General features: G+C 59.7%; 23 protein-coding genes. 8 read left to right on the top strand and 15 right to left on the bottom strand.

Translation table 11 applies throughout. From position 1 onward, the window contains the following. Positions 1–106: 106 nt before the first annotated feature. Positions 107–934 (bottom strand): AraC family transcriptional regulator, encoded by an 828-nt coding sequence (locus tag MMG91_RS02380; RefSeq protein WP_310658606.1) that lies wholly within the window; start codon positions 932–934, stop codon positions 107–109. Between the two features lie 96 nt (positions 935–1030). On the opposite strand from MMG91_RS02380, the gene MMG91_RS02375 reads away from it, so the two are divergent. Then, positions 1031–1987 carry a threonine dehydratase gene (locus MMG91_RS02375; protein WP_305449353.1) on the top strand — a complete coding sequence of 319 codons (957 nt, stop codon included), beginning with the start codon at positions 1031–1033 and terminating at the stop codon, positions 1985–1987. A gap of 390 nt (positions 1988–2377) precedes the next feature. Here MMG91_RS02375 and MMG91_RS02370 read toward each other — a convergent pair whose 3' ends face one another. Next, the gene (locus tag MMG91_RS02370; RefSeq protein WP_310658605.1) at positions 2378–2860 is read right to left on the bottom strand and encodes a cupin domain-containing protein; all 483 of its coding nucleotides are present in this window, start codon (positions 2858–2860) and stop codon (positions 2378–2380) included. Positions 2861–2973: 113 nt separating this feature from the next. Here MMG91_RS02370 and MMG91_RS02365 point away from each other — a divergent pair, with 113 nt between their 5' ends. Continuing rightward, complete coding sequence (locus MMG91_RS02365; protein ID WP_310658604.1) at positions 2974–3117, top strand: hypothetical protein; 144 nt, start codon at positions 2974–2976, stop codon at positions 3115–3117. Positions 3118–3130: 13 nt separating this feature from the next. On the opposite strand, the gene arsN2 is transcribed toward MMG91_RS02365, so the two are convergent. The 5 genes from arsN2 to MMG91_RS02340 all read right to left on the bottom strand — a co-directional run bounded on the left by arsN2 (position 3131) and on the right by MMG91_RS02340 (position 6929). Next, complete coding sequence (arsN2, locus tag MMG91_RS02360; protein WP_305449355.1) at positions 3131–3601, bottom strand: arsenic resistance N-acetyltransferase ArsN2; 471 nt, start codon at positions 3599–3601, stop codon at positions 3131–3133. A gap of 63 nt (positions 3602–3664) precedes the next feature. Next, positions 3665–4852: an MFS transporter gene (locus MMG91_RS02355; RefSeq protein WP_310658603.1), complete on the bottom strand. Its 1188-nt coding sequence runs from the start codon at positions 4850–4852 to the stop codon at positions 3665–3667. Between the two features lie 61 nt (positions 4853–4913). Beyond that, positions 4914–5612, bottom strand: a complete 699-nt coding sequence (locus MMG91_RS02350; protein ID WP_310658602.1) for a dienelactone hydrolase family protein — start codon at positions 5610–5612, stop codon at positions 4914–4916. A gap of 47 nt (positions 5613–5659) precedes the next feature. Continuing rightward, complete coding sequence (locus MMG91_RS02345) at positions 5660–6175, bottom strand: DoxX family protein (RefSeq protein ID WP_310658601.1); 516 nt, start codon at positions 6173–6175, stop codon at positions 5660–5662. Positions 6176–6299: 124 nt separating this feature from the next. Continuing rightward, positions 6300–6929 carry a ferric reductase-like transmembrane domain-containing protein gene (locus tag MMG91_RS02340; protein WP_310658600.1) on the bottom strand — a complete coding sequence of 210 codons (630 nt, stop codon included), beginning with the start codon at positions 6927–6929 and terminating at the stop codon, positions 6300–6302. A 229-nt stretch (positions 6930–7158) separates the two neighbouring features. Here MMG91_RS02340 and glsB point away from each other — a divergent pair, with 229 nt between their 5' ends. From glsB to MMG91_RS02320, 4 genes are all read left to right on the top strand, one after another. Further along, entirely contained in the window at positions 7159–8067 is a 909-nt protein-coding gene (gene glsB, locus MMG91_RS02335; RefSeq protein ID WP_305449359.1) for a glutaminase B, read from the top strand. An 88-nt stretch (positions 8068–8155) separates the two neighbouring features. After that, a complete protein-coding gene (locus MMG91_RS02330) occupies positions 8156–9274 on the top strand; it encodes a DUF3616 domain-containing protein (protein ID WP_310658722.1) in 1119 nt (372 codons plus the stop codon). Positions 9275–9355: 81 nt separating this feature from the next. Beyond that, positions 9356–10858 carry an aldehyde dehydrogenase family protein gene (locus tag MMG91_RS02325; RefSeq protein WP_310658599.1) on the top strand — a complete coding sequence of 501 codons (1503 nt, stop codon included), beginning with the start codon at positions 9356–9358 and terminating at the stop codon, positions 10856–10858. Between the two features lie 153 nt (positions 10859–11011). Next, the gene (locus tag MMG91_RS02320) at positions 11012–11344 is read left to right on the top strand and encodes a BON domain-containing protein (RefSeq protein WP_305449361.1); all 333 of its coding nucleotides are present in this window, start codon (positions 11012–11014) and stop codon (positions 11342–11344) included. 72 nt (positions 11345–11416) lie between these two features. On the opposite strand, the gene MMG91_RS02315 is transcribed toward MMG91_RS02320, so the two are convergent. Further along, the gene (locus MMG91_RS02315) at positions 11417–12076 is read right to left on the bottom strand and encodes a carbonic anhydrase (RefSeq protein WP_310658598.1); all 660 of its coding nucleotides are present in this window, start codon (positions 12074–12076) and stop codon (positions 11417–11419) included. A 105-nt stretch (positions 12077–12181) separates the two neighbouring features. After that, positions 12182–12649 (bottom strand): cyanase, encoded by a 468-nt coding sequence (gene cynS, locus MMG91_RS02310; RefSeq protein ID WP_305449363.1) that lies wholly within the window; start codon positions 12647–12649, stop codon positions 12182–12184. 117 nt (positions 12650–12766) lie between these two features. Between cynS and cynR the strand changes: the two genes are divergently transcribed. Continuing rightward, positions 12767–13672: a transcriptional regulator CynR gene (cynR, locus tag MMG91_RS02305; RefSeq protein ID WP_310658597.1), complete on the top strand. Its 906-nt coding sequence runs from the start codon at positions 12767–12769 to the stop codon at positions 13670–13672. Here the strand turns inward: cynR and MMG91_RS02300 are convergent. The 4 genes from MMG91_RS02300 to MMG91_RS02285 all read right to left on the bottom strand — a co-directional run bounded on the left by MMG91_RS02300 (position 13658) and on the right by MMG91_RS02285 (position 17682). After that, positions 13658–13957, bottom strand: a complete 300-nt coding sequence (locus MMG91_RS02300) for a hypothetical protein (protein ID WP_305449365.1) — start codon at positions 13955–13957, stop codon at positions 13658–13660. The genes cynR and MMG91_RS02300 overlap by 15 nt on opposite strands. Positions 13958–14083: 126 nt before the next feature. Continuing rightward, entirely contained in the window at positions 14084–14413 is a 330-nt protein-coding gene (locus MMG91_RS02295) for a hypothetical protein (RefSeq protein WP_310658596.1), read from the bottom strand. Positions 14414–14955: 542 nt separating this feature from the next. Then, a complete protein-coding gene (locus MMG91_RS02290) occupies positions 14956–15492 on the bottom strand; it encodes a GNAT family N-acetyltransferase (protein ID WP_310658595.1) in 537 nt (178 codons plus the stop codon). A gap of 240 nt (positions 15493–15732) precedes the next feature. Further along, on the bottom strand, positions 15733–17682 hold the full coding sequence (locus tag MMG91_RS02285) for a DNA topoisomerase III (protein ID WP_310658594.1): 1950 nt from the start codon (positions 17680–17682) through the stop codon (positions 15733–15735). Positions 17683–17911: 229 nt separating this feature from the next. Here MMG91_RS02285 and MMG91_RS02280 point away from each other — a divergent pair, with 229 nt between their 5' ends. Next, positions 17912–18274 carry a DUF427 domain-containing protein gene (locus tag MMG91_RS02280; RefSeq protein WP_205888645.1) on the top strand — a complete coding sequence of 121 codons (363 nt, stop codon included), beginning with the start codon at positions 17912–17914 and terminating at the stop codon, positions 18272–18274. Positions 18275–18340: 66 nt separating this feature from the next. On the opposite strand, the gene MMG91_RS02275 is transcribed toward MMG91_RS02280, so the two are convergent. Together MMG91_RS02275 and MMG91_RS02270 are read right to left on the bottom strand one after the other, a co-directional pair. Next, positions 18341–19963, bottom strand: coding sequence for an MFS transporter (locus MMG91_RS02275; protein ID WP_310658593.1), 1623 nt, complete (start codon positions 19961–19963; stop codon positions 18341–18343). Between the two features lie 154 nt (positions 19964–20117). Next, the gene (locus MMG91_RS02270) at positions 20118–21767 is read right to left on the bottom strand and encodes a GMC family oxidoreductase N-terminal domain-containing protein (RefSeq protein ID WP_310658592.1); all 1650 of its coding nucleotides are present in this window, start codon (positions 21765–21767) and stop codon (positions 20118–20120) included. Between the last annotated feature and the right edge of the window lie 31 nt (positions 21768–21798).

Raw genomic sequence — 21798 nt, 5'->3', positions numbered from 1 at the left:
CGACCCTTGGGAGGAAGGCGACCAACATTGGCGTCGTTTGCGGGTGCACTTTGCGCAGAACGTGGTCACGCACTGGCCTCAACCAAACGGCAAAACGGCCAATAACCTAGCTTTGATCGTACGTCGAACGCCTTCGAAATTGCGCTGGACTGACCCCAAGGCGTTGCTTGAAAGCGGTCGTCATGTGCGCTTGGGAGTTAAAGCCGCAGGTGAGTGCGATCTCCGACAGGCTGGCGGTCGAATCGCGCATCGATGCTCGGGCCTTGGCCAGGCGTCGGTCGATTAGATAGCTATGAGGGCTCTTGCCCGTCGCGTTCTTGAATGCGCGCATGAAATAACCCTCGGACAATTCAAGCAATCCCGCCATTGCCTGTATACCCAGTGGGCCGTCGAGGCCAGCATCAATGAATTCATCGAGCAGGCGCATCCGGCTGCCGGTTATAGAGCCTTGGGGCGGCGCCGACGATGCGTCGATGCCCGCCGCCCGTTCAGCCAATGCGAGTGCCCAGGCTTCCCAGTCGTCCTCCACGGAGCCCTGCAACAGCGCGCGGCGCATTTGCAGGGCGAGGTTAACGGCTGGCTGATCAATGCGATTGTTGAATGCCCGCTCACCCAGCAATGAAATACCGTCGGTGCGCATGACCCGCAGGTATTCACCGCCCTTGGGTGACTCGGACAACACATCACAGCCAGCGGGGACGAACGCCAGCCCATTGGGCATGGCATCGAAGGGGCGCACTCGGTCGCTGCCAATGGCGTGCAAGCCTCGTTGGCTGTCGAAGGCAAAGCCGATCGCTGCCTGGGTCGCAACATATCGGGTCGCGTAGGCGGCGCCGGGTAGCAATTCGATCGCCCACGGCCCTGCCTCGACACGACGAATCGGTTCAGGTACGAGCGAGGGCTGCAGACGGTTTCGAAGGCTCATGAACACCATAGTAGTGAAGAGGGGGCGTAAAAGTCAGGTCGGTTTTTTGAAAGCCGGCGTGACGTGCCCGTGCCTAGACTGGGAAAAGCCTCAGGAAGACAACTCATGCACAAACTGACTCGCGACGATATCGAACAAGCGGCCCGCCACGTATACCAAGTCATGCCTGCCACCGCCCAATACCCTTGGCCATTGCTGGCTGAGCGGTTAGGTTGCACTGTCTGGGTCAAACACGAAAACCACACACCTACAGGCGCTTTCAAAGTGCGGGGTGGCATTACCTTCTTGCACTGGCTGCGGCGCGAGCACCCAGGCGTGAAGGGTATTGTCTCCGCTACGCGCGGCAACCATGGTCAGAGCCTGGCGCTGGCGGCAAGCACGCTGGGTTTGAGGGCCTTGATTGTCGTGCCGGAAGGTAATTCGCTAGAAAAGAACAATGCCATGCGCGGCTTTGGCGGCGAAGTGGTTGAGTGCGGTCGCGATTTCGACGAGGCCCGTGAAGAGGCTGCACGTCTGGCGCAAGTGCATGACCTCTACCTGGTGCCGCCGTTCCACACCGAGTTGGTCAAAGGTGTGGCCACTTATGCGCTGGAGCTGTTCATCGCCGCGCCGGATCTGGATACCGTCTACGTGCCGATTGGCTGTGGATCGGGGATTTGCGGGGTAATCGCTGCCCGAGATGCGCTCGGCCTGAACACTCAAGTGGTGGGCGTGGTTTCCAAAGAGGCTGCGGCGGCGAAGTTATCGTTTGAAGCTGGGGCAATATGCGAAACCGCCTCGGCAAATACCTTTGCGGATGGCTTGGCCGTGCGTAAGCCAGTTCCCGATGCGTTCGCCATCTACGGGGCCGCTTCGGCACGAATCGTCTCTGTCAGCGAGGGCGAGATTGCCGAGGCCATGCGCGTGTATTACACCGATACCCACAACCTCGCTGAAGGGGCAGGTGCGGCCGCTCTGGCGGCGCTCATTCAGGAGCGTGAAATGATGCTGGGCAAAAGGGTGGGTGTGATTCTGTCTGGCGGGAATGTTGACCGGTCGGTGTATGCGAGCGTGATTGGGTGATTGCGAGCTGATCAGTGATTGGGCAACTTCGGAGCTGCTGGGTGTTTCGCCTGACCGCGAGGGTCAGGCTTTCATTCGACGATCACAAACCGTCATCAATAAGCCGACGCTCGACATCGCCACACTGATCAGCCGATTGGCCCAGGCGCTACGTGGTCTGACCCCATAAGCCTTTATAATGCTGCTCAAACGAACTGACCGATGCGATTCTGCTGCGCGGCGGGGAAGGGCTACGGGATTTGGATTGCACGTTTGAGCTGCATGATCGCAGCCACCTGGCGTGTCTGGTGTCGGTGTGTCCGCTGGAGCAGGGTGGGCGCATTGTTTCGTTGCGCGAGAAGAGGCGAATCCGGGAAATCGGATGCGCGAAGCTGACCACCGTCAGGGACGCTACATCTTGCTGTTCCTGGGATCGTCCGCCGGGTTGACGTAGGTGATCCCCCAAGGCCCCGTGCCGTGGAGTTGGAGTACGGTCTCCTGTTCTCGACTGGCGCCGTACATCGACATTCCGACGGGAATGATCAGGGTGTCACCCGGTTGATAGGCCTTGGTCCGCGCCGGATCGAATTTATCTCCGGTGGCGAAGTAGAAGATGCCCGAGATAACGGTTACGCGTTCGGTCACAGGATGGGTATGCACGCCGATTTTTGTATTTGCTGGCAGCTTCAAGCGCAGGGTGAAGGGCTCGGCGGCTTTCAGGTCTCCTTCAATCACTGCAATCATTGCGCCGGGCCCCACCGCCGGAGCGGCTTTCCACTGAAGTTCGGATGAGGTGGCGGCAATAAAACCTGTTTCCTCGGCCAAGGCGGTAGATCCCAGGGAGCCTGCGTTGAGCAAGGCCAGCAATACAGCGACAGCTTTGGGGGCGCTCATCAGGGTTTCCTCATGTCTGGGGGCTTTGGGTGTGTCGCAACAGAGGCAAACATCGCTTCAACACACAGGTGCAGAGCCTGCATGATCCAGTCATATATGATGACGGTAGCCGAATGCTGAAGCGCGGATATACCCATTGTGAACAGTGCTATAACGAACAGGTATGTGTTGTGGGCTTGCTCGGCTCTGCCGGGGTTGATGAAGAGGCGTTGAAGGCGCTGATTCGCGCCGCGGTGGCGTTTAACACGTCGGTGTGAGCGACTTACCGTACTATTCAGCCTTGGAGAGCCCTGACTCAGTCCGAAACGGAGCCTTTAAAGTTTTTCGTAGATAACTTGCTGACGCAGGACACAGATGCTGGAACTGAGCTGTTCGACTGATTACGTCAGGCGCTTCGCGCCTATCGAGCAGTTCATAGCCATTGGCTGCGAAAAAACCAGCCGCGCTTTGGGTCAGCAAGTGAAGTCGGATTGCGCCTTGGGAGATGGCATGGCGTTCCAATTCAGACAACACGGCTTTACCTAGCCCCTCGCCACGACGGGTCTCAGAAACGATCATTGAACGAAGCAACAGATCAGGACCAGAACCCTCCAGCCCTCCATAAGCAACCCGGTTCCCATCCACCTCGAAGTGATAAAACTGCAGCCCCGGTTCGCTGACATCATCGCAGGGCAGTCCTGCTTCACTCAAAGACTCACGGAGCTGATTCAAACCGCTCGGCCCTACTTTAATCATCTGCATCGTTTGCCCCATTAACAGGTTTTTGGCACTCAATGTTAGCGGGCTCAATCCTGGCACTCGCCCCTAAGGCTTACGCAACAGAAGCAACAGCAGCGCCGCAGCCGCCAGCCCCGCCCCGACGACGAAGGTGCTGGCTGAGCCCGAAGTCTCCCACAGCGCGCCCGCGAGCACACTGGCGATCAACAGACACACGCCGCTGATCAGATTGAATAGACCGAACGCCGTGCCTCTGAGATGTTCGGGCGCAGTGTCGGCGATCAGCGTCGCGAGAATCCCTTGGCTGAAGCCCATGTGCAGGCCCCACAGGGCCACGCCCGCGAGCATGGTCATGATCGAATCCGCTTGCGCCAATAACAGGTCCGCCAGGATCAGCAGGACGATGCCGATACACAACACTTTGGTGCGGCTGATCCGATCCGACAGCCAGCCGGCAGGGTAGGCGGACACCGCATAAAGCAGCGACATGACTACCATCACCATCGGCACCCAAGTGGCCGTCAGGCCTGTTTGTTGCGCCTTCAAAACCAGAAAGGCCTCGCTGAAACGGGCCAGCGTGAAGAGCCCGCCGACGATCACCACCCACCAATAATCGCGCGAAAAATCCCGCAGAACCTTCCAGTGAATAGGTGAGCGAAAGGCGCGTTCGCCAGCGACAGTGGTCGGCTCTTTGACTCCGCCGACAATCAGCGCCACTGATATCACCGCCGGGATTACCGCGAACCACAACACCAGATGGATCTGCCCGAGCCAAAGCATCAGCACGATAGCCAGGATCGGGCCAAGAATGGCGCCCACGGTGTCCATCGATTGGCGCAAGCCAAAGCAGGCGCCACGGATTTCGGTGGGTGCTATATCGGCGACCAGCGCATCTCGCGGCGCGCCACGAATGCCCTTGCCGATGCGATCCAGAAAACGCGCGGTGAACACTACATCCACCGAATGCGCGAGGGGAAAGAGCGGCTTCGACAAGGCGGCCAGACCGTAGCCCATCAACAGCAGCCCTTTGCGCCGGCCGATAAAGTCGCTGATGGCGCCGGAGAAGATCTTGGTCAGCATCGCGGTCGCCTCGGCGATGCCCTCGATCACGCCGACGGTCAATGCGCTCGCGCCCAAGGTCGTGACCAGAAACACCGGCAGCAGGCTGTGCACCAGTTCTGAAGACAGGTCCATGAACAGGCTGACAAAACCCAGGGCCCAGACCGTGGAGGGGATACGCAGTGAAGCCGGTCTGGGTTTTGAGGGGGTGTCCATGCGGGTTTCCGGGATTGAAAGCTCACTGATTGTTGATGTCGCCAACCCCGGCGATCAGGCCTTAAAGGTTCTGACTCAAAAAGAGCAACGTATTGCCATGGGCCTCAACCGCCGCCCGCTGGTTGTAGCTGTCACGGTGTGAGCAGTTGAAGCCGTGTTCGGCCCCCGGATACACCTCGATATCGACGTCATCGTTGAACTCGAAACGCTCGGCGATTTGTTTCACCGCGTCGATGGGGATGTGGCTGTCCTGTTCGCCGAAGTGCATCAGCATCGGCACCTTGATTTCATCGGCCCGATCCAGTTGGTTCTGAATGCCGCCGCCGTAGTAGGCGATCGCCACGTCGACGAAACCGTTGGCCGCTGTGTTGTATGACAGCATGCCGCCGAAGCAAAACCCGATGGAAGCGATTCTGCCGTCCAGCCCTGGCTGTGCTTTCAGGGCGTCGATGGCCAGTTTGATGTCGGCCTGCGCTTTTTTGCTGTCGGTGGCGTTCATCAGCTCGACGGCGCGTTTCCAGCTGGCTTCGTCGTAGCCCAGTTCGATACGGTGGCCGTGGCGCCAGAACAGATCCGGTGCGATGACCAGGTAGCCGTCGGCGGCGTATTGCTCGGCGACCGAGCGGATGTGCTCGTTGACGCCGAAAATTTCCTGAATCAGCACAATCCCCGGACCTTTACGGGTGTGGGGGATGGCCAGGTAAGCGCCGAATGTGCCCTCGGCGCTGGTGATCTCGATCCATTGGGTGGTCACGCTCATGATGGCTCCTTTACATAAGTTGGGTGGGTTATCGAGACGCTGGCGTATCAGCGGTGACTGTGCCGCCAGAAGTATCGAGCCAACAGCGCGTCCACGCTGAGTTTGCCGGCCCCCGAGAGCAACAACGGGATGAGGGCGGCGAGGTAGATCAGCGGCAGTTTGAAGTTGCCATGGCCTTTATTGCTGATGGCATAACCTTGGGCAAGTTCACTCAATGTAGACCAATCGGCTGGCCAGTGAACGGCAGCGGTCGCAACGATCGTGACTATGGTCAGAATAACCGTCGAAACCCGCGTTCCCAGGCCCACCAGCAGGGCGAGGGCGCAAATCAATTCGGCCCACATCGCCAGTTCCCAGTTCAGCGTGGCCGGCACGTGGTTGAAGGGAAACGGGAAGTTGTGCTGAATGTCGGCGAACCAGTTCTGACCGTTCCATTTTTCCAGGCCTGACTCGAAAAACTCCCAGGCCAGAAACAATCGCAAAGTCAGGGGGGCAATCCAGCTGCCGGCACGGTCGAGGTTCAGGTGCAGGCCTTTGATGGCCGACGAGAGAGAAGTGTTCATGGGCGTGAGCTCCGGGGATTCACTGTGGGAGCGAGCCTGCTCGCGATAGCTGGCTGACAGTCAACATTGATTTCGCCTGTTATGGCCTCTCGCGAGCAGGGGGATTGTTGGTGTTGTTGAGGTTTCATTCGGTCAATAGCGCATTCCGGGTCGACCGTTTGTACTTCAACGCAATCTTCCCCAGCAGCCGAATAACGATCGCCGAAAACATCAGGCCGAACGGCAGGACGTACCAGGCGCTCATGGGAATGCGTTTGAAGTTGGAGTAGGTGAAGACCGCCGCGAGCACCCACATGCCGCTGACGTGCAGGGCTTTCCAGGCCTTGGGGCCGATCAACCGAGCCGTGGTTTTGAACGAGGTTAGCGCCATCAGCAGAATGAACAGGTAACCGACCGAGCCCGGGATGTTGCCAACCGTGGTACGGCCGGGCCAGAACTCGGGGTTCAGTTGGCCATAGCTATAGATCAGGATGGCGTGGACCAGGTGGGAAAACGCGAAGGCCAGGCCGATGAAACGTCGTTCGCGCACCAACGAACGGGTGAAAGGCGAGGGCACCAGCACAGCCAAAGCCGAGGCGGTGAACGCGGCGAGAAACAGCGCAAACGAAGTGCGTGCGGTGGCGCGAATGGCGCTGCGAGTGGCTTCCACCAGGTCTGGGTTCAGCAACAGTATCAGGCCGGTCATCAACAGCACCAGCAAGGACAGCAGGCCAAACAGCGACCAGGCGTGGTAACGGGGAACTTGGGTCATCATGACAACACTCCTGAGCAAGAGCCGACCCGGTTTTACCGTTGGTCAGCGGACGCCAGGAGTGTTTCAACCGGGTGTGTGGGCGGTATGTCCGAAAGGTCGCCCGGCGCAAGTTCATGTATCCCGGGCCGCGACAGATACATTCCCGTACAAAACTGTGATTCAGCCCCGACCAGCAGCGTCTAGCGACAGTGTCCCCGCAATCCCATGGGGCGAGACTTCGGAACCCGGCATGCAAGCGCTGTTGAACGAGATCCTTGACGCAGTCCGACCGTTGATCGGTCAGGGCAAAGTGGCTGATTACATTCCCGCCCTCGGCACCGTGCCGTCCAATCAGTTGGGCATTGCCGTGTATGGCAATGACGGCGAGTTATTTTGCGCCGGAGACGCCGACACGCCGTTCTCGGTGCAGAGTATTTCCAAGGTGTTCAGCCTGGTACAGGCCATCGATCATTCCGGTGAAGCGATTTGGGAGCGCCTGGGCCACGAGCCGTCCGGGCAGCCATTCAACTCACTGGTGCAGCTGGAGTTCGAGCGCGGGCGCCCGCGCAATCCCTTCATCAACGCCGGTGCGCTGGTGATCTGCGACATCAACCAATCACGTTTTGCCGCGCCGGCGTTGTCGATGCGTGATTTTGTCCGGCGTTTGTCCGGCAACCCGAATGTCATGGTGGACGGCAAGGTCGCCGAGTCGGAATACCAGCATCGCGCGCGCAACGCGGCCATGGCTTATCTGATGCAATCGTTCGGCAACTTTCATAACGACGTCGAAGCCGTGCTGCGCAGCTACTTCAGCCATTGCGCGCTGCGCATGAGTTGCGTGGATCTGGCCCGGGCGTTCTGTTTCCTGGCCAACGACGGTTTCTGCAAACACAGCGGCGCCCAGATCCTTAGCGCCCGCCAGACCCAGCAAGTCAACTCGATCATGGCCACCAGCGGGCTGTACGACGAAGCGGGCAATTTTGCCTATCGCGTCGGTCTGCCGGGCAAGAGCGGCGTGGGCGGCGGGATTGTCGCGGTGGTGCCGGGGCAATTCACGGTGTGCGTCTGGTCCCCGGAATTGAACACTGCCGGCAATTCCCTCGCTGGCATGGCCGCGCTGGAATTGTTGAGTCAGCGGATTGGCTGGTCGGTGTTCTGATGGCCTGTCTTGACTAGCGCCCGATGACCGCTACCGTGAAGCAGGCATTCTTTGACTCACCCGAACGGGTGAAGGGGTGGGTGACTTCATGGTGAAATTCGGTTCCGCGGTTTTAGTCTTCAATGAGCCGGACGCTCATTTGCGCAAAGGGTTGTCCGCCGTGGTCCAGATTGGCAACACCCTGTGGGTCGGCAATGATGAATCCTTGACGCTGGAGCGCTTCACCCTGCGTGAGCGCGCTGGTGCGGGCGAGTTGTTGTTTGACCAGCACAAACAGTTCTCGCTGGGATCCCTGTTGGCGCTGCCGGTCATCCCTGAGGATGGCGAAGAATTCGTTGAGGCAGACCTGGAAGGCATGAGCTACGACCCCGACACGGGGTATCTCTGGATTGTGGGGTCTCACAGCCTGATACGGAAAAAAACCGATAGCACCAAGTCCCTGAAGAAAAACGCCGAGCGTCTGGCAACTGTCAGCCGCGATGGCAATCGTTTTCTCCTGGCCCGGATTCCGGTGATCGAAGAAAACGGGACGTTCACGTTGGTGAAGAGCACCGCCAGCGATGATCGAGTCGCTGCCCAATTGGCCGGCAATCGACTGGGTAACGAACTGCTCGATGAGCTCAAGGACGACGAGCATGTGGGGGCATTCCTGCACATTCCCGGCAAGGACAACGGCTTCGATACCGAAGGCCTCGAGATCAACGGCAAACGTGTTTTTATCGGGTTGCGAGGGCCTGTGCTGCGGGGCTGGACAATTATTCTGGAGGTCGAACCCGAGGACCATCACAAAGCCGCCCACACGCTGACGCTGAAAAAAATCGGGCCTGGAGGGCGAAAGTATCGAAAGCATTTTCTCCAGTTGGGCGGGCTCGGCGTCAGGGACTTGTGCATCGATGGCGACGACATGTTGATCCTGGCCGGGCCGACGATGAACCTCGATGGGCCTGTCAGCGTATTTCGATGGCTCGACGGCGCCAGGCCAACAGAGGAAAGTTTTGTCTTCAGCGAACAATTGACGCCGGTCCTGGAGGTTCCTTACGGGCAAGGCGAGGATAAAGGCCGCGATCATGCCGAAGGACTGACCTTTGTCAGCACTGCAGGCGTCGAAGAACCCTTGCTGCTGGTGGTCTATGACGCGAGCGCCGGGTGGCGCAAACAGGGGAGCAATCGCCTGGAGCAAGATGTATTTCGACTGGCGAAAAAGTAACCGACTGCGCCCCGGTGAATGACGCTTCACGGATTTTCCTATACATTTTCTGGCCGCTCCCCTGCATGGTGAAACCGCTTCATGTCTCTTGCGCTCGAACGTCTAGTCGCTGGCACGCCGATCCCTTTTGCCGGTAATCGTGTCACTGTCGTCAGCCCCGAACTGGCGGCGCGCTTTCAGCCCGGCGACCATCTGCTGGTGGAGCAGGTCAGCGGCGAATTGCTGCTGATCCCGGTGGCGGACCAGCAAGCGGCGGCGGTCGCCATCGAACGTGCCGAAGCGGCGTTCGCGGCGATGTCCGGCGTCTCGGATCAAGCCATCAGCGAGTTTTTCGATCGCTTTGCGCAACGCCTGGAAACCCCGGAATGCTGGGCCTTGATTGCGGCCGCCAACCTGACCGACATAGAGCGCGCCAAGGCGCGCGGGCGTTCCACCACGCGGTTGCTCGCCGATGAACGCATGCGCGGCGACATGATCGCCGGCCTCAGGGCCTGGCGTGATGCACCGGCCACCCGCGGCAAGGTTGTGAGTTGCGTCGAGCACGACGGCTGGAAAGTCGAGCAAGTGGTGTCGCCGCTGGGTATTGTCGCGTTCGTGTTCGAAGGCCGGCCGAATGTCTTTGCCGACGCCGCCGGTGTATTGCGCACCGGTAACACCGCGGTGCTGCGCATTGGCAGCGATGCGTTGGGCACCGCCCAGGCCATCGTCACCCATGCATTGAACCCGGCTCTGGCCGACGCCGGATTGCCGACCGGAGCAGTTTCGCTGGTGGAGAGCGTCAATCACGCCGCCGGCTGGGCGATGTTCGCCGACCGACGCCTTTCATTGGCTGTGGCCCGTGGTTCGGGACGTGCGGTCAGTCAGTTGGGCAGCATCGCGCAACAGGCCGGCACTGCCGTCAGTCTGCACGGCACCGGTGGTGCATGGCTTATCGCCGACAAGGACGCCGATGCCCAGCGCTTCGCCGCCGTGGTGCGCAACTCGCTGGACCGCAAGGTCTGCAACACACTGAACGTTTGCCTGATCCACCGCGATCGCGCCGCCGCACTGGTGCCGCTGTTTCTCGACGCACTGCAACAGGCTGGCACCGCTCGGGGCCAGGGCTGCAAGTTGCATATCGTCGAGGGTAGCGAGCAGCATTTGCCCACCGATTGGCAGACCGCGAGCGTCGAGGTGTACCGCGCCGAAGGCTATCAGACCGAAGCGTTGGCCGAACCGCTGCCCGAGGATCAATTGGGTCGCGAGTGGGAATGGGAAGAAACCCCGGAAGTCAGCCTGAAGATCGTCGACGACCTGGACCAGGCCATCGCTTTGTTCAATCGCTACAGCCCGCAATTCACCGTGTCGCTGATTAGTGAAGATGCCCCGGCGCAGGAGCGTTTCTACAACGCTGTCAACGCACCTTTTGTCGGCAACGGGATTACTCGCTGGGTCGACGGGCAGTACGCGCTAAACAAGCCAGAACTGGGGCTTTCGAACTGGGAGAGTGGGCGCCTGTTTGCACGCAGCGCGATTCTCTCGGGGGATGGCGTGTTCACCATCCGTAGCCGCATGACCCAGACGGATCTGTCGGTCAAACGCTGAGACGCTCCCACAGGATTTGCGTCGCTTTTATTAACTTGCCCGCATCAGGGACAGCCCTCCGACCGAGGGCAACGGCACGCACTATACTTAATATGTGTCCGTGTCTGCACGGGGACGGACAGCGCATCTGATTACGTGTGAGAGGATTGCGCCATGAAACTTCATTCCTTCCAACATTACTCCCATGGTCTGGAAACGGTCGTTCACGACGCGTGGATTACCACCCGGGTGAAGTCGGCCCTGACATTGGCCGATACCACCCTTGGCCTGAATGTCCATGTCAAAACCCATGCGGGCACGGTGGCATTGAGCGGTCGCGTCAACACCCATAGACAGTGTGAGCAGGCTGTTGCAGTGGCACGTTCGGTCCCCGGTGTCGTCAACATCGATGCCAGCGAATTGCTCACCCATGTGTTCACGCCAGGGCATCCTCCTGAAGCGCCCAACGCTGAAGACACGCCTGAGCGTCGGTCGGACGACAAATGACAGCCTTGTGAGCATCGCATTGGCGGTTATAACGCTGCGCCAAGCCTGGCGCAGCTTGTGCGTGCGACACCTTCAGGCGGCTTCAACCGTTTTGCCGTGCACGGCGCAAGTGCCCGGGTGTTCGGCCAGCGACACGAAACTGTGACTGTCGGTATCCAAGGCATCGACCGAACCGGTCTCAATGTCATAAACCCAACCATGCAGGTTCAGCAGGCCTTTTTTCTGGGCCAGACGCACGCTTGGGTGAGTCTGGATATTCGCCAGTTGGGCGATGACATTTTCCCGGACCATCGAATTCACCTTGGCTGCGTCGCTGGCGTGAGGGCGGGAATCGTTGATTACCTTGGCCGACTCGGCGTGTTGCAACCAGCCACTGACGGCGGGCAGGTGATCCATGCATTTGCACTGGGCGATGGCGGTCATGGCGCCGCAATCCGAATGCCCGCAGATCACGATGTCCGTCACACCCAATACCGCGACTGCATATTCGACCGTGGCCGACACGCCGCCGGGATGCGGACTGTAAGAGGGCACGATGTTGCCGGCATTGCGCACCACGAACAGTTCGCCGGGCTCTTGCTGGGTCAGCAGTTCCGGCACCACGCGGCTGTCGGAACAGGTGATGAACAAGGTGCCGGGATGCTGGGTGGTGGCCAGGTGTTTGAACAGGTCGGTACGTTGTGGGAAAGCTTCTTTCTGGAACTTCAATAAACCGTCGATAAGCGCTTTCATGGCGGACTTCCTTGCAATGAATGAGGGGGCGTAGCAGCTGCCGAGCCTGCGAGGCTGCGTTCGGCAGCTGCTACGGGGTATCGCTTGCTAAAGGTGGCCAGTTACTTAGAACGGACGCAGCGGCAGGAATTTGCCGTCCAGGGTAATCACGGCACGGGAACCGCCTTCCGGGTCTTCGACCTTTTTCAGGTCCAGCTTGAAGTTGATCGCGCTGATGATGCCGTCGCCGAACTGCTCGTGAACCAGGGCTTTGAGCGTGGTGCCGTAGATCTGGATCATTTCGTGGAAGCGGTAGATGGTTGGGTCGGTCGGGACACCCGAGAGGCTGCCGCGCAGCGGAATGATCTGCAGGCGGGCCACGGCGTCGGCGTCCAGTTCGAGTTTCTCGCCAATCACCTTGGCGGCGGCTTCCGGCAGCGGATGCTGGCCGAGCAGGGCTGCGGTGACGTAGGCCAGGCCCAGGCCGGTGCCGTCGGTCAGATCCTGCCAGGACAGATTTTTGCGCGCCTTGGCATCGAGGATCGAAGTGGTCAGGGCCAGACTTGGGTCCTGGTAAGCGTGGGACTGTTGCATGGTGTGACTCCTATCGGTTGTGGCTGGAAAGTGGAGCCATCTTCGGTCGATTGATCCATAGCGTCCAAGACCGATATACAATGCATCGCATAAGTCCTGCCTATAGATGGTGTACCCATGCTGCTCCGACATTTGCGCTACTTGCTGGCAGTCGCCGACCACGGTGGCTTCACCCGCGCCGCCGAAGCGTTGCACGTCTCTCAACCGACGCTGTCCCAGCAGATCCGGCAACTGGAGGAAACCCTGGGCGTCAGCCTGTTCGACCGCACCTCGCGCACGGTCAAACCGACCGATGCGGGGCTGGCCTATATCGAAAGTGCCCGTCGGGTGCTGGTGGAACTTGAAGCGGGGAAACGCGCACTGCATGACGTGAAGGATTTGTCTCGGGGCTCCTTGCGACTGGCCATGACGCCAACGTTCATGGCGTATCTGGTGGGGCCGTTGGTGCGCGACTACGTGGCGAAATTCCCGAACATCCATCTGCAGATTTTCGAGTTATCGATGGATGACATCGAGGCCGGGTTGCTCGATGACTCGCTGGACATTGCGATTGCTTTTACACCGGTGAGGAGCCCCGATATCGAGTGCGTGCCGGCGTTTGTCGAGACCTTGGGCGTGATGGTCGGGCGCAGTCATCCGTTGTACGAGCGCCAGAGCCCGCTATCGCCAAAGGAGGTGACGCAACTGGAGTTCGCGTTGCTGACGCCGGATTTCATCACTCGATCCTCCATCGACGGGTATTTTCGGCAACAGAACATCACGCCCAAAGTGGCAGTCGAGGTGAACTCGGTGAGTACGCTGCTGGAGGTCATTCGCCACGCGCCGATGGCCACCATCCTGCCGGAACCCATCGCCACTGCGGAACGGGCATTACGCAAAATTCCGCTGCTGGGGGAGGCGCCCAACCGAGGGGCCGCGCTGCTTCGGCGCAAAAACAATTATCACAGTGCGGCGTCGCTGGCCTTTATGGACCTGGTAATGGGTGCGGCTGCGGTCGAGTCGGCGAAGTCAGTCATCCACTGATTGGCACAGCCCATTGGGAGCCTTGCCGGTGGAGGACACGGTCACCGAATCGTCATCGGCGAGGATGATCGTAATCGTGATGCCCGAACCCTTGGCTTCGAAGCGGCGATCGTTGATGGCTTTGGTTTCCGCCACTTTACTGTTGATCAATACCGGGCCGTCCTGATCCGCATGGACGACGACTTTGCCGGGGCAGTCCACATCGAATGAGGGAATGCCAGGGAGGGTGTTCGCATGAGCAACATTCGCCATCGCGAACACTATGAATATCAGGATTTTGTTCATCGCAAGCCTCCAGAAATCCAGCAGGGCATAGGGTTAACCATAGCTTTGTTTGGTGCGCACGAGACAAACGAAAAGGCCCCGCTCGATATTCCGAGCGGGGCCTTCTTTCATTACTGAGAGGGGATATCAATACAACCGATCAATCACCCGAACTTCGTTCTGGTTCTGCAGCGAGGCCCACGCCTGATTCAGCGTTTGCAGCACATTACCGATGAAGTCCTTGTCGGCCGCGGCTTTTTTGCCGACATAACCCTGGCCGCGACGGTACATCTTCAGTCGGGCGAGCAGGTTCTGGTTGCTGCGGTCGAACTCTTCTTCGTGGGCATGGGGCGACAGGCAGTCGATATGAACCTGGCCCGATTTGCTGATCCACAGAATATGGCTGTCCTGGCTGTCTTTTTGCGCAGCGAACAAACGAGCCAGTTCATCGATAGTAGGTTGATTGTTCAGATTCATTGTAAGCCCCTTGACCATTTGGTGATCTTTCAAAGTTGATTCGCTAATACAAGTAGCCCATCGGTTAGTTGATCCCTGGCACCGAAACCAGGACGTCAGCGGTCGGCCGTCAATACGACGGGGTCCCGCGTCTGCTGCATGTAGTCGTGTTGAATAACTGCTACGCAATAGCGTCACAACGAAGAGAAGCAGCGAAAACCTGGAGGCCACTGCCGACATTTTCAGGGTCGGCCACAAGCTTCATGAGGATTGATCGCCAGCGCTTCTCGTCCTTTGTACTGGACGTTCAGGCCAGGTCAGCTTCTTCAATCTGCCTTGTGGGCAGCGTGTATCCGGGAAAAACAGCTCGGCGGTCAGACGAGCTTGCTCAAACGTGTTGCCTGTACTCCCGATCGGGGAGATGTCTGCATCATGCAAGGGCAAATCGGAGGCGTCAACGGTTTTGTAGTGATTATTTTTGTTCACTACATATTGTCGGACAAAGTGGTTTTGGAATTAGAAAGTCAAGCGTGCGTGATGGCTTTCACGGGCAAGCCTCGCTCCTAAGGGGGTTGTGCGGGTGCCGAAGGCTGCGATTTTTTAAAGCTGTAAACGGTGCATGGATAACCGTCGATCGGCAGGTGATGCAGGGTGAATTCACTGCCCATGAGATCAGGTATCACCCTGGCCCAGAACAGCCGCGCCGGCTGGTTGGCATCGATGTGGAAAATCTGCCATTGACCGGGGAACCGGTTCAAGAGGGCAGAGACGACAAACTTCGCGACGCCTTGGCCACGAAAGCGTCGACTGATAAAAAAGTAGCCGATGTTGTGTTCGGCGCCGACGATATGGGTTTCGTTATCCACGGTCACAAAACCGGCAAGCTCGCCGTCAACCTTGATCAGAAACGGTCTGGTTGCGGGATTGCGCCAGTAATCAAGCCTGGGCTGGATGTTGAAGAAGCCATGTTCCCCGAGTTTCAGCGGCAGCCATTCGCTGAAGTCATACACGTAGAACTGCATCAGGTTTTCGATGGTTTCCAGTTCGTCGCGCTGAGTGGCGTGCAGTTCTATCGCGGGCTGGCTTCTGATTGTCGTCATGGTCGTACCTTTCAGAAAGCAGGGCTGATGCCTGATGCGCAATCCATGTGAGGACGGGCTTACCCTAATGCCGGTAAGTTAAGACGCAGAACCTGAGCGAGGCTTGCCCGCGAAGAATGCACCGCGGTTTTTCAGGTCTTACGCGTCATCGTTCTTCGCGGGCAAGCCTCGCTCCTACAGGTTCCGCACTTTAATTGATGTTGAAGAACACTAGACCATTTCAGTTCGCTCGAACTGCCCTCAAGCCTTGCTCGCCGGTTTCGCCGCCCGTTTGGTACCGGTCGAGGGCTTGCGTTTGGCCGGTTTGCGTTTGTTTTTCCACGGTGTGGCGCCACGCCCGGCCGGGCTTGCCGGCCCGCTGATGGTCAGGTTCAGGCCAGCGCAACGTGCCACCTGCTTGCTCATCCACGCAGCCTGTTTGGTGACGAATTCTTCCAGGCTCATTTCACCGCTCTGCACCATGTCCAGGGCCTGTTCCCAGATCGCCGTGGTGCCGGGATCGGCAATCGCGCGCGGCACGGTGTCGATCAGGCTGAACGCTGCCGGCGTCGCGGCCAGGGCCTTGCCGTTCTTGATCAGGTAGCCGCGGTCCAGCAGGCCCTGGATGATCGAGGCGCGGGTGGCTTCGGTACCGATGCCGGTGGTGTCCTTGAGCTTTTGCTTGAGCAGTGGATCTTCCACCAGTTTGGCGACGTTCTTCATCGCCTTGATCAGATCGCCTTCGGTGAACGGTTTGGGCGGCTGGGTCCAGAGGTCCTTGAGTTTCACATCGGCCACCGCGCAGTCACGCCCTTCGGCCAGTGCCGGCAATGTTTGCGGCGCCGGTGCTTCGCGTCCCTTGGCAGGCACGAGGGCCTCGGGCAGGGCGCGTTTCCAGCCGGGTTCGACAATCTGCTTGCCCACGGCGCGCAAGGCTTCACCGGCACAGTCGAAGTCGGCCTGGGTCCGGTCGTATTCATGGTTGGGCAGGAACTGCGCCAGGTAACGCGCACGAATCAGGGTGTAGACCGCCCGTTGCTTGCCTGCCAGGCGGTCGAGGTTTTTCGCCGCAGCAGTGGGGATGATGCCGTGGTGAGCGCTGACCTTGGCATCGTTCCAGGCCCGTGAGCGGCGCTGGGGCTCCAGGTGTTCGTGCAAGGCGTTCAAGGCCGGGTCGGCCTGCCGGAGCGCCGCCAGAATACCCGGGGCTTCGCTGTGCTGACTCAGCGGCAGGTAGCCGCAGTCGCTACGCGGGTAGGTAATGACTTTGTGGGTTTCGTACAGCGCCTGGGCAATATCGAGGGTTTCCTGAGCCCCGAGCCCGAGCTTCTTCGAACAGACTTCCTGCAACGTGCCCAGATCGAACGGCAAAGGCGCGACTTCGTGCATCCGCTCGGTGCGCAGTTTGATCACCCGGGCGCTCGCCGCACCGCTAATGGCTGTAGCCGCTTTCTGAGCCAGCGCCTGATTCAGGCAGCGGTCCTGATCGTCGCAAGCGTCGGAGGCCGCACGCCACTGGGCGGTGAACGCGGCGCCGTCGTGCAGCAGTTGCACATCGATCGCCCAATAAGCGACCGGGACGAAATCGGCAATGCTGCGGTCGCGATCCACCACCAGCCGCAAGGTCGGCGTCTGCACCCGACCGACCGGCAACACACCCTGATAGCCGGACTGACGCCCCAGCAGGGTGAACAGCCGACTCATGTTCATCCCGATCAGCCAGTCGGCCCGGGAGCGCCCCAATGCCGAATGATAAAGGCTGAACGTCTCGGCCCCCGGCTTGAGCGCCGCCAGTGCCTTGCGGATCGATGCATCATCCAGCGCTGACAACCACAGTCGCCGGATCGGCCCGCGATAACGGCAATGCTCCACCAGTTCCCGGGCGATCATTTCGCCCTCACGGTCGGCGTCGGTGGCAATCACCAGTTCACTGGCCTCGCCGAGCAAACGCTTGACCGCCTTGTACTGGCTGGCGGTACGCGGTTTGACGGTCATCTTCCATTTTTCGGGAATGATCGGCAGATCCGCCAGCACCCAACGCTTGTAACGCGCGTCATAGGCATCTGGCGGTGCGGTTTCCAGTAGATGGCCGATGCACCAGGTCACCGTGACGCCCGTTCCCAGCCAGCAGCCGTCGCCCCGACGCTTGGCGCCGAGCACGGCCGCGATGTCTTTGGCCTGGGAAGGTTTTTCACAGAGGTACAGCTGCATAACCACCATCATCGATCAGTGTTCGAGAGGTGCACAGAATGGCGGCTGATGAGCGATGGAGCAATCTTTATCTGTATGGATGTACAGCCTAAGCTGTTGCGGGTGATGACAGCGGTCAATCCAGCGACTGAAGCACGCTCCGTTCGGCTGCGAAGTGCTCGCGATGCTTAAACATGGGGTATACCTGATGGGTCACGGATGCAGCGCAACAGCAGCAGAGGTCCTATCCATGAAAGCCCCTGGTCCCGGTAAACCCATCACCATCGAGCCCCAACCCGGCTGCGTGGTAGTGAAGTTCCATGGCATTCAAGTGGCGTCGTCCACTCGCGCGCTGGTCATGCATGAGACCAATTATCCTCCGGTGTACTACATCCCGCGGGAGGACATCGCTGAACAGTATTTCGCCCGCACCGACCACACCAGCTACTGCCCGTACAAGGGCGATGCCAGCTATTACAGCCTGCAGATCCCCGGACATGAAAGTGCCAATGCGGTATGGAGCTATGAGCACCCCAAGGTGTCGGTTGCGCAGATTGGCGGGTATGTGGCGTTCTATCCTGAGGAAGTGACGTTTGAGGTGCTCAAAACCTGATGTGCAGAAAGCATTTTGTGGCGAGGGAAGTTAATCCCTCGCCACAAACCAACCTCCCGTTAGCTTTCAGTTTTTATCCAGATCCACATTCTTCGTCTCCCGCAAACACATCATTCCCACCACCAGGCTCACCCCGGTAATCACCACCGGGTACCACAGCCCATAGAAAATATCCCCGGTGTACACCACCAGAGCAAACGACACCGTCGGCAGAAAACCACCGAACCAACCGTTACCAATGTGGTAGGGCAGGGACATGGAGGTATAGCGGATGCGGGTCGGGAACAGTTCGACCATCAGTGCCGCCAGCGGGCCGTAGCACATGGCGGAGATGATGATCAGTGCGACGATCAGCGCCACGATCATCGGTTTGTTGATCAACTGAGTGTCGGCTTGCGACGGATAGCCGGCCAGGGTCACCGCGCCGCGCAGGGCAGCCTCATCGTAGCCGTCGATTGTCACCTCGCCGATGCTGACCTGCACGGCGCTGCCGACCGGAGCCGCTTCGCTGTTGTAGGGCAGGCCCTGTTTGACCAGGAAGGTTTTGACCTTGTCGCACGGGCTATCAAATTTTGCCTTGCCCACCGGGTCGAACTGGAAGGTGCAGGTGGCCGGGTCGGCCAGCACGGTGATCGGTGCCTGGCGGCTGGCCTGGTCGATGGCCGGGTTGGCGTAGTGGGCGATGGACTTGAAGATCGGAAAGTACAGCGCGGTGGCCAGCAGCAGGCCGATCATCAGCACTGGTTTGCGCCCGACCTTGTCCGACAGCCAGCCAAAAAAGATGAAGAACGGCGCGCCGATGATCACGCTGACGATCAACAGACTGTTGGCCAGGGCCGGGTCCATTTTCAGGAACTGGGTGAGGAAGAACAGCACATAGAACTGTGCGGCGTAGAAGGTCACCGCTTGCCCGGCGTTGATGCTGAACAGCGCAATCAGCACCACTTTGAGGTTGTCCCATTTACCGAAGGAATCGCGCAGCGGCGACTTGCAGAGTTTGCCTTCCTCCTTCATTTTCACGAACGCAGGCGACTCGTGCAGGCTCAGGCGAATCCAGGTCGAGATGCCCAGCAGCACGATCGAAAACAGAAACGGAATGCGCCAGCCCCAGACTTCAAACTGGTCACCGGTGAAGTAGCGGCAGCCGAGCACCACCAGCAGCGACAGCAGCAAGCCGAGGGTGGCGGTGGACTGAATCCAGCTGGTGTGGAAACCGCGTTTGCCCATCGGCGCGTGTTCGGCAACGTAAGTGGCCGCGCCACCATACTCACCGCCCAGCGCCAGACCCTGGAGCATGCGCAGCACCACGAGGATGATCGGCGCGGCAATGCCGATGCTTGCGTAAGTTGGCAGCAAGCCGACACAGAACGTTGCCAGGCCCATGAGGACGATAGTCGCGAGGAACGTGTATTTGCGCCCGATCATGTCCCCCAGGCGTCCGAACACCAGCGCGCCGAACGGCCGCACGATGAAGCCAGCGGCAAATGCCATCAGTGCGAAGATGAACGCCGTGGTGTCGTTGACCCCGGCGAAGAATTGTTTGCTGATGACCGCCGCGAGGGCGCCGTAGAGGAAAAAGTCGTACCACTCGAACACCGTCCCCAAGGAGGAGGCGAAGATGACTTTCTGGGTTTCCTGACTGGTGCCGACGCTGCGGACGGCTTCCAGGGGCTGAACATGTTCTGACATATCGGTATCCCTCACAGTGATTGTTTTTGTTGTTCCACTGGTGTTGCGTGTTCCTTGTAGGGGGTGATGCTCGATGTCCGTGAATCTAATGCAATCCCTGTGGGAGCGGGCTTGCCCGCGATGGCGGTGGTTCAGTCAACAGTGATGTTGAATGTCACACCGTCATCGCGGGCAAGCCCGCTCCCACAGGGTTGGTGTTTACAACAGAATTGAGGATCAATTGCGCAGCTTTCTCGGCAATCATCAACGTCGGCGAGCAGGTGTTGCCCGAGGTGATGCGCGGCATGATCGAGGCGTCGGCGATGCGCAGGCCGGGAATGCCGTGGACGCGCAACTCGGCGTCGACCACCGCGTCTGCATCGTTGCCCATCCGGCAGGTGCCCACCGGGTGGAAAATCGTGGTGCCGATCCGGGCGGCGGCTTCGTGCAGTTGTTCTTCGCTCTGCAAGCTGGCGCCGGGCAGGTACTCGACCGGTTTGAAGGCTTGCAACGCGGGTGCCGAGACGATGCGACGGGTCAGGCGGATGGCATCGGCCGCCACTCGCAAGTCTTCGGGATGGCTCAGGTAGTTGGGTTGAATCAGCGGCGCTTCCCGCGGGTCGGCGGAGCGAATGTCGATCCGGCCACGGCTTTGCGGGCGCAGATCGCAGACTGAAGCGGTGAAGGCGGGGAAGGCGTGCAGCGGCTCGCCGAAACGCTCCAGCGACAAGGGTTGCACGTGGTATTCGAGGTTCGCCGACGTCTGCTCCGGCCCCGAACGGGCAAAGGCACCAAGTTGGCTCGGGGCCATGGACAGCGGGCCGCTGCGGTCATACAAATAACGCAGGCCCATGCCCATCTTGCCCCACAGCGTGCCGGCAATCTGGTTCAGGGTGCGGGCGTTTTCCAGTTTGTAGATCAGCCGCAATTGCAGGTGATCCTGCAAGTTGCCGCCCACGCCGGGCAGTTCATGGGCAACGCCGATGCCCAGTTTTTGCAGCAGCGGGCGAGGGCCGATGCCGGAACGCTGGAGGATGCCCGGTGACCCGACGGAGCCGGCACACAATACGATTTCCTTACGCGCCTTGAAGGTTTTCGCCTGGCCTTGCCAACGTGCGCTGACCGCCGAAGCACGGCCGTTTTCCAGCAGCACGCGGTCCACCTCGACGTCGGTCAGCACCGTCAGATTGGCGCGCTGGCGGATTGGTTTGAGAAATGCCTTGGCCGCGTTCCAGCGGATACCGGCTTTCTGGTTGACCTGGAAATAGCCGCAGCCTTCGTTGTCGCCCTGATTGAAGTCATCGATGCTGGCGATGCCGCTTTGCTCGGCCGCTGTGCGGAAGGCATCGAGGATCGGCCACGACAGCCGCTGGCGCTCGATCCGCCATTCGCCGGCAGCGCCGTGAAATTCCGAGTCGCCGGCAAAATGGTTTTCGCTGTGTTTGAACAGGGGCAGCACGTCTTGCCAGCCCCAACCGGCATTGCCCTCGGCCGCCCAGCCGTCGTAGTCGCCGGCCTGGCCGCGCATGTAGATCATGCCGTTGATCGAGGAACAGCCGCCGAGCACCTTGCCGCGCGGGTAGCTCAGGGCGCGGCCATGCAGGCCCGGTTGCGTTTCGGTCTTGAAGCACCAGTCGGTGCGTGGATTGCCGATGCAGAACAGGTAACCGACGGGGATGTGAATCCATGGGTAGTTATCGCGGCCGCCGGCTTCGAGCAGCAGCACGCGGTGTTGCGGGTTGGCCGACAGTCGATTGGCCAGCAAACAACCGGCCGGCCCGGCGCCGACCACGATGTAGTCGTATTCATCAAGGGAAGTCTGCATCCCTGACCTCGTATTGTTGTTCTTGTTGTCG

Origin of the sequence: Pseudomonas sp. JL3 (assembly GCF_031570575.1) — a bacterium.
GTDB lineage: Bacteria > Pseudomonadota > Gammaproteobacteria > Pseudomonadales > Pseudomonadaceae > Aquipseudomonas > Aquipseudomonas cucumis.
This window is presented reverse-complemented; position numbering and strand designations above follow the sequence as displayed.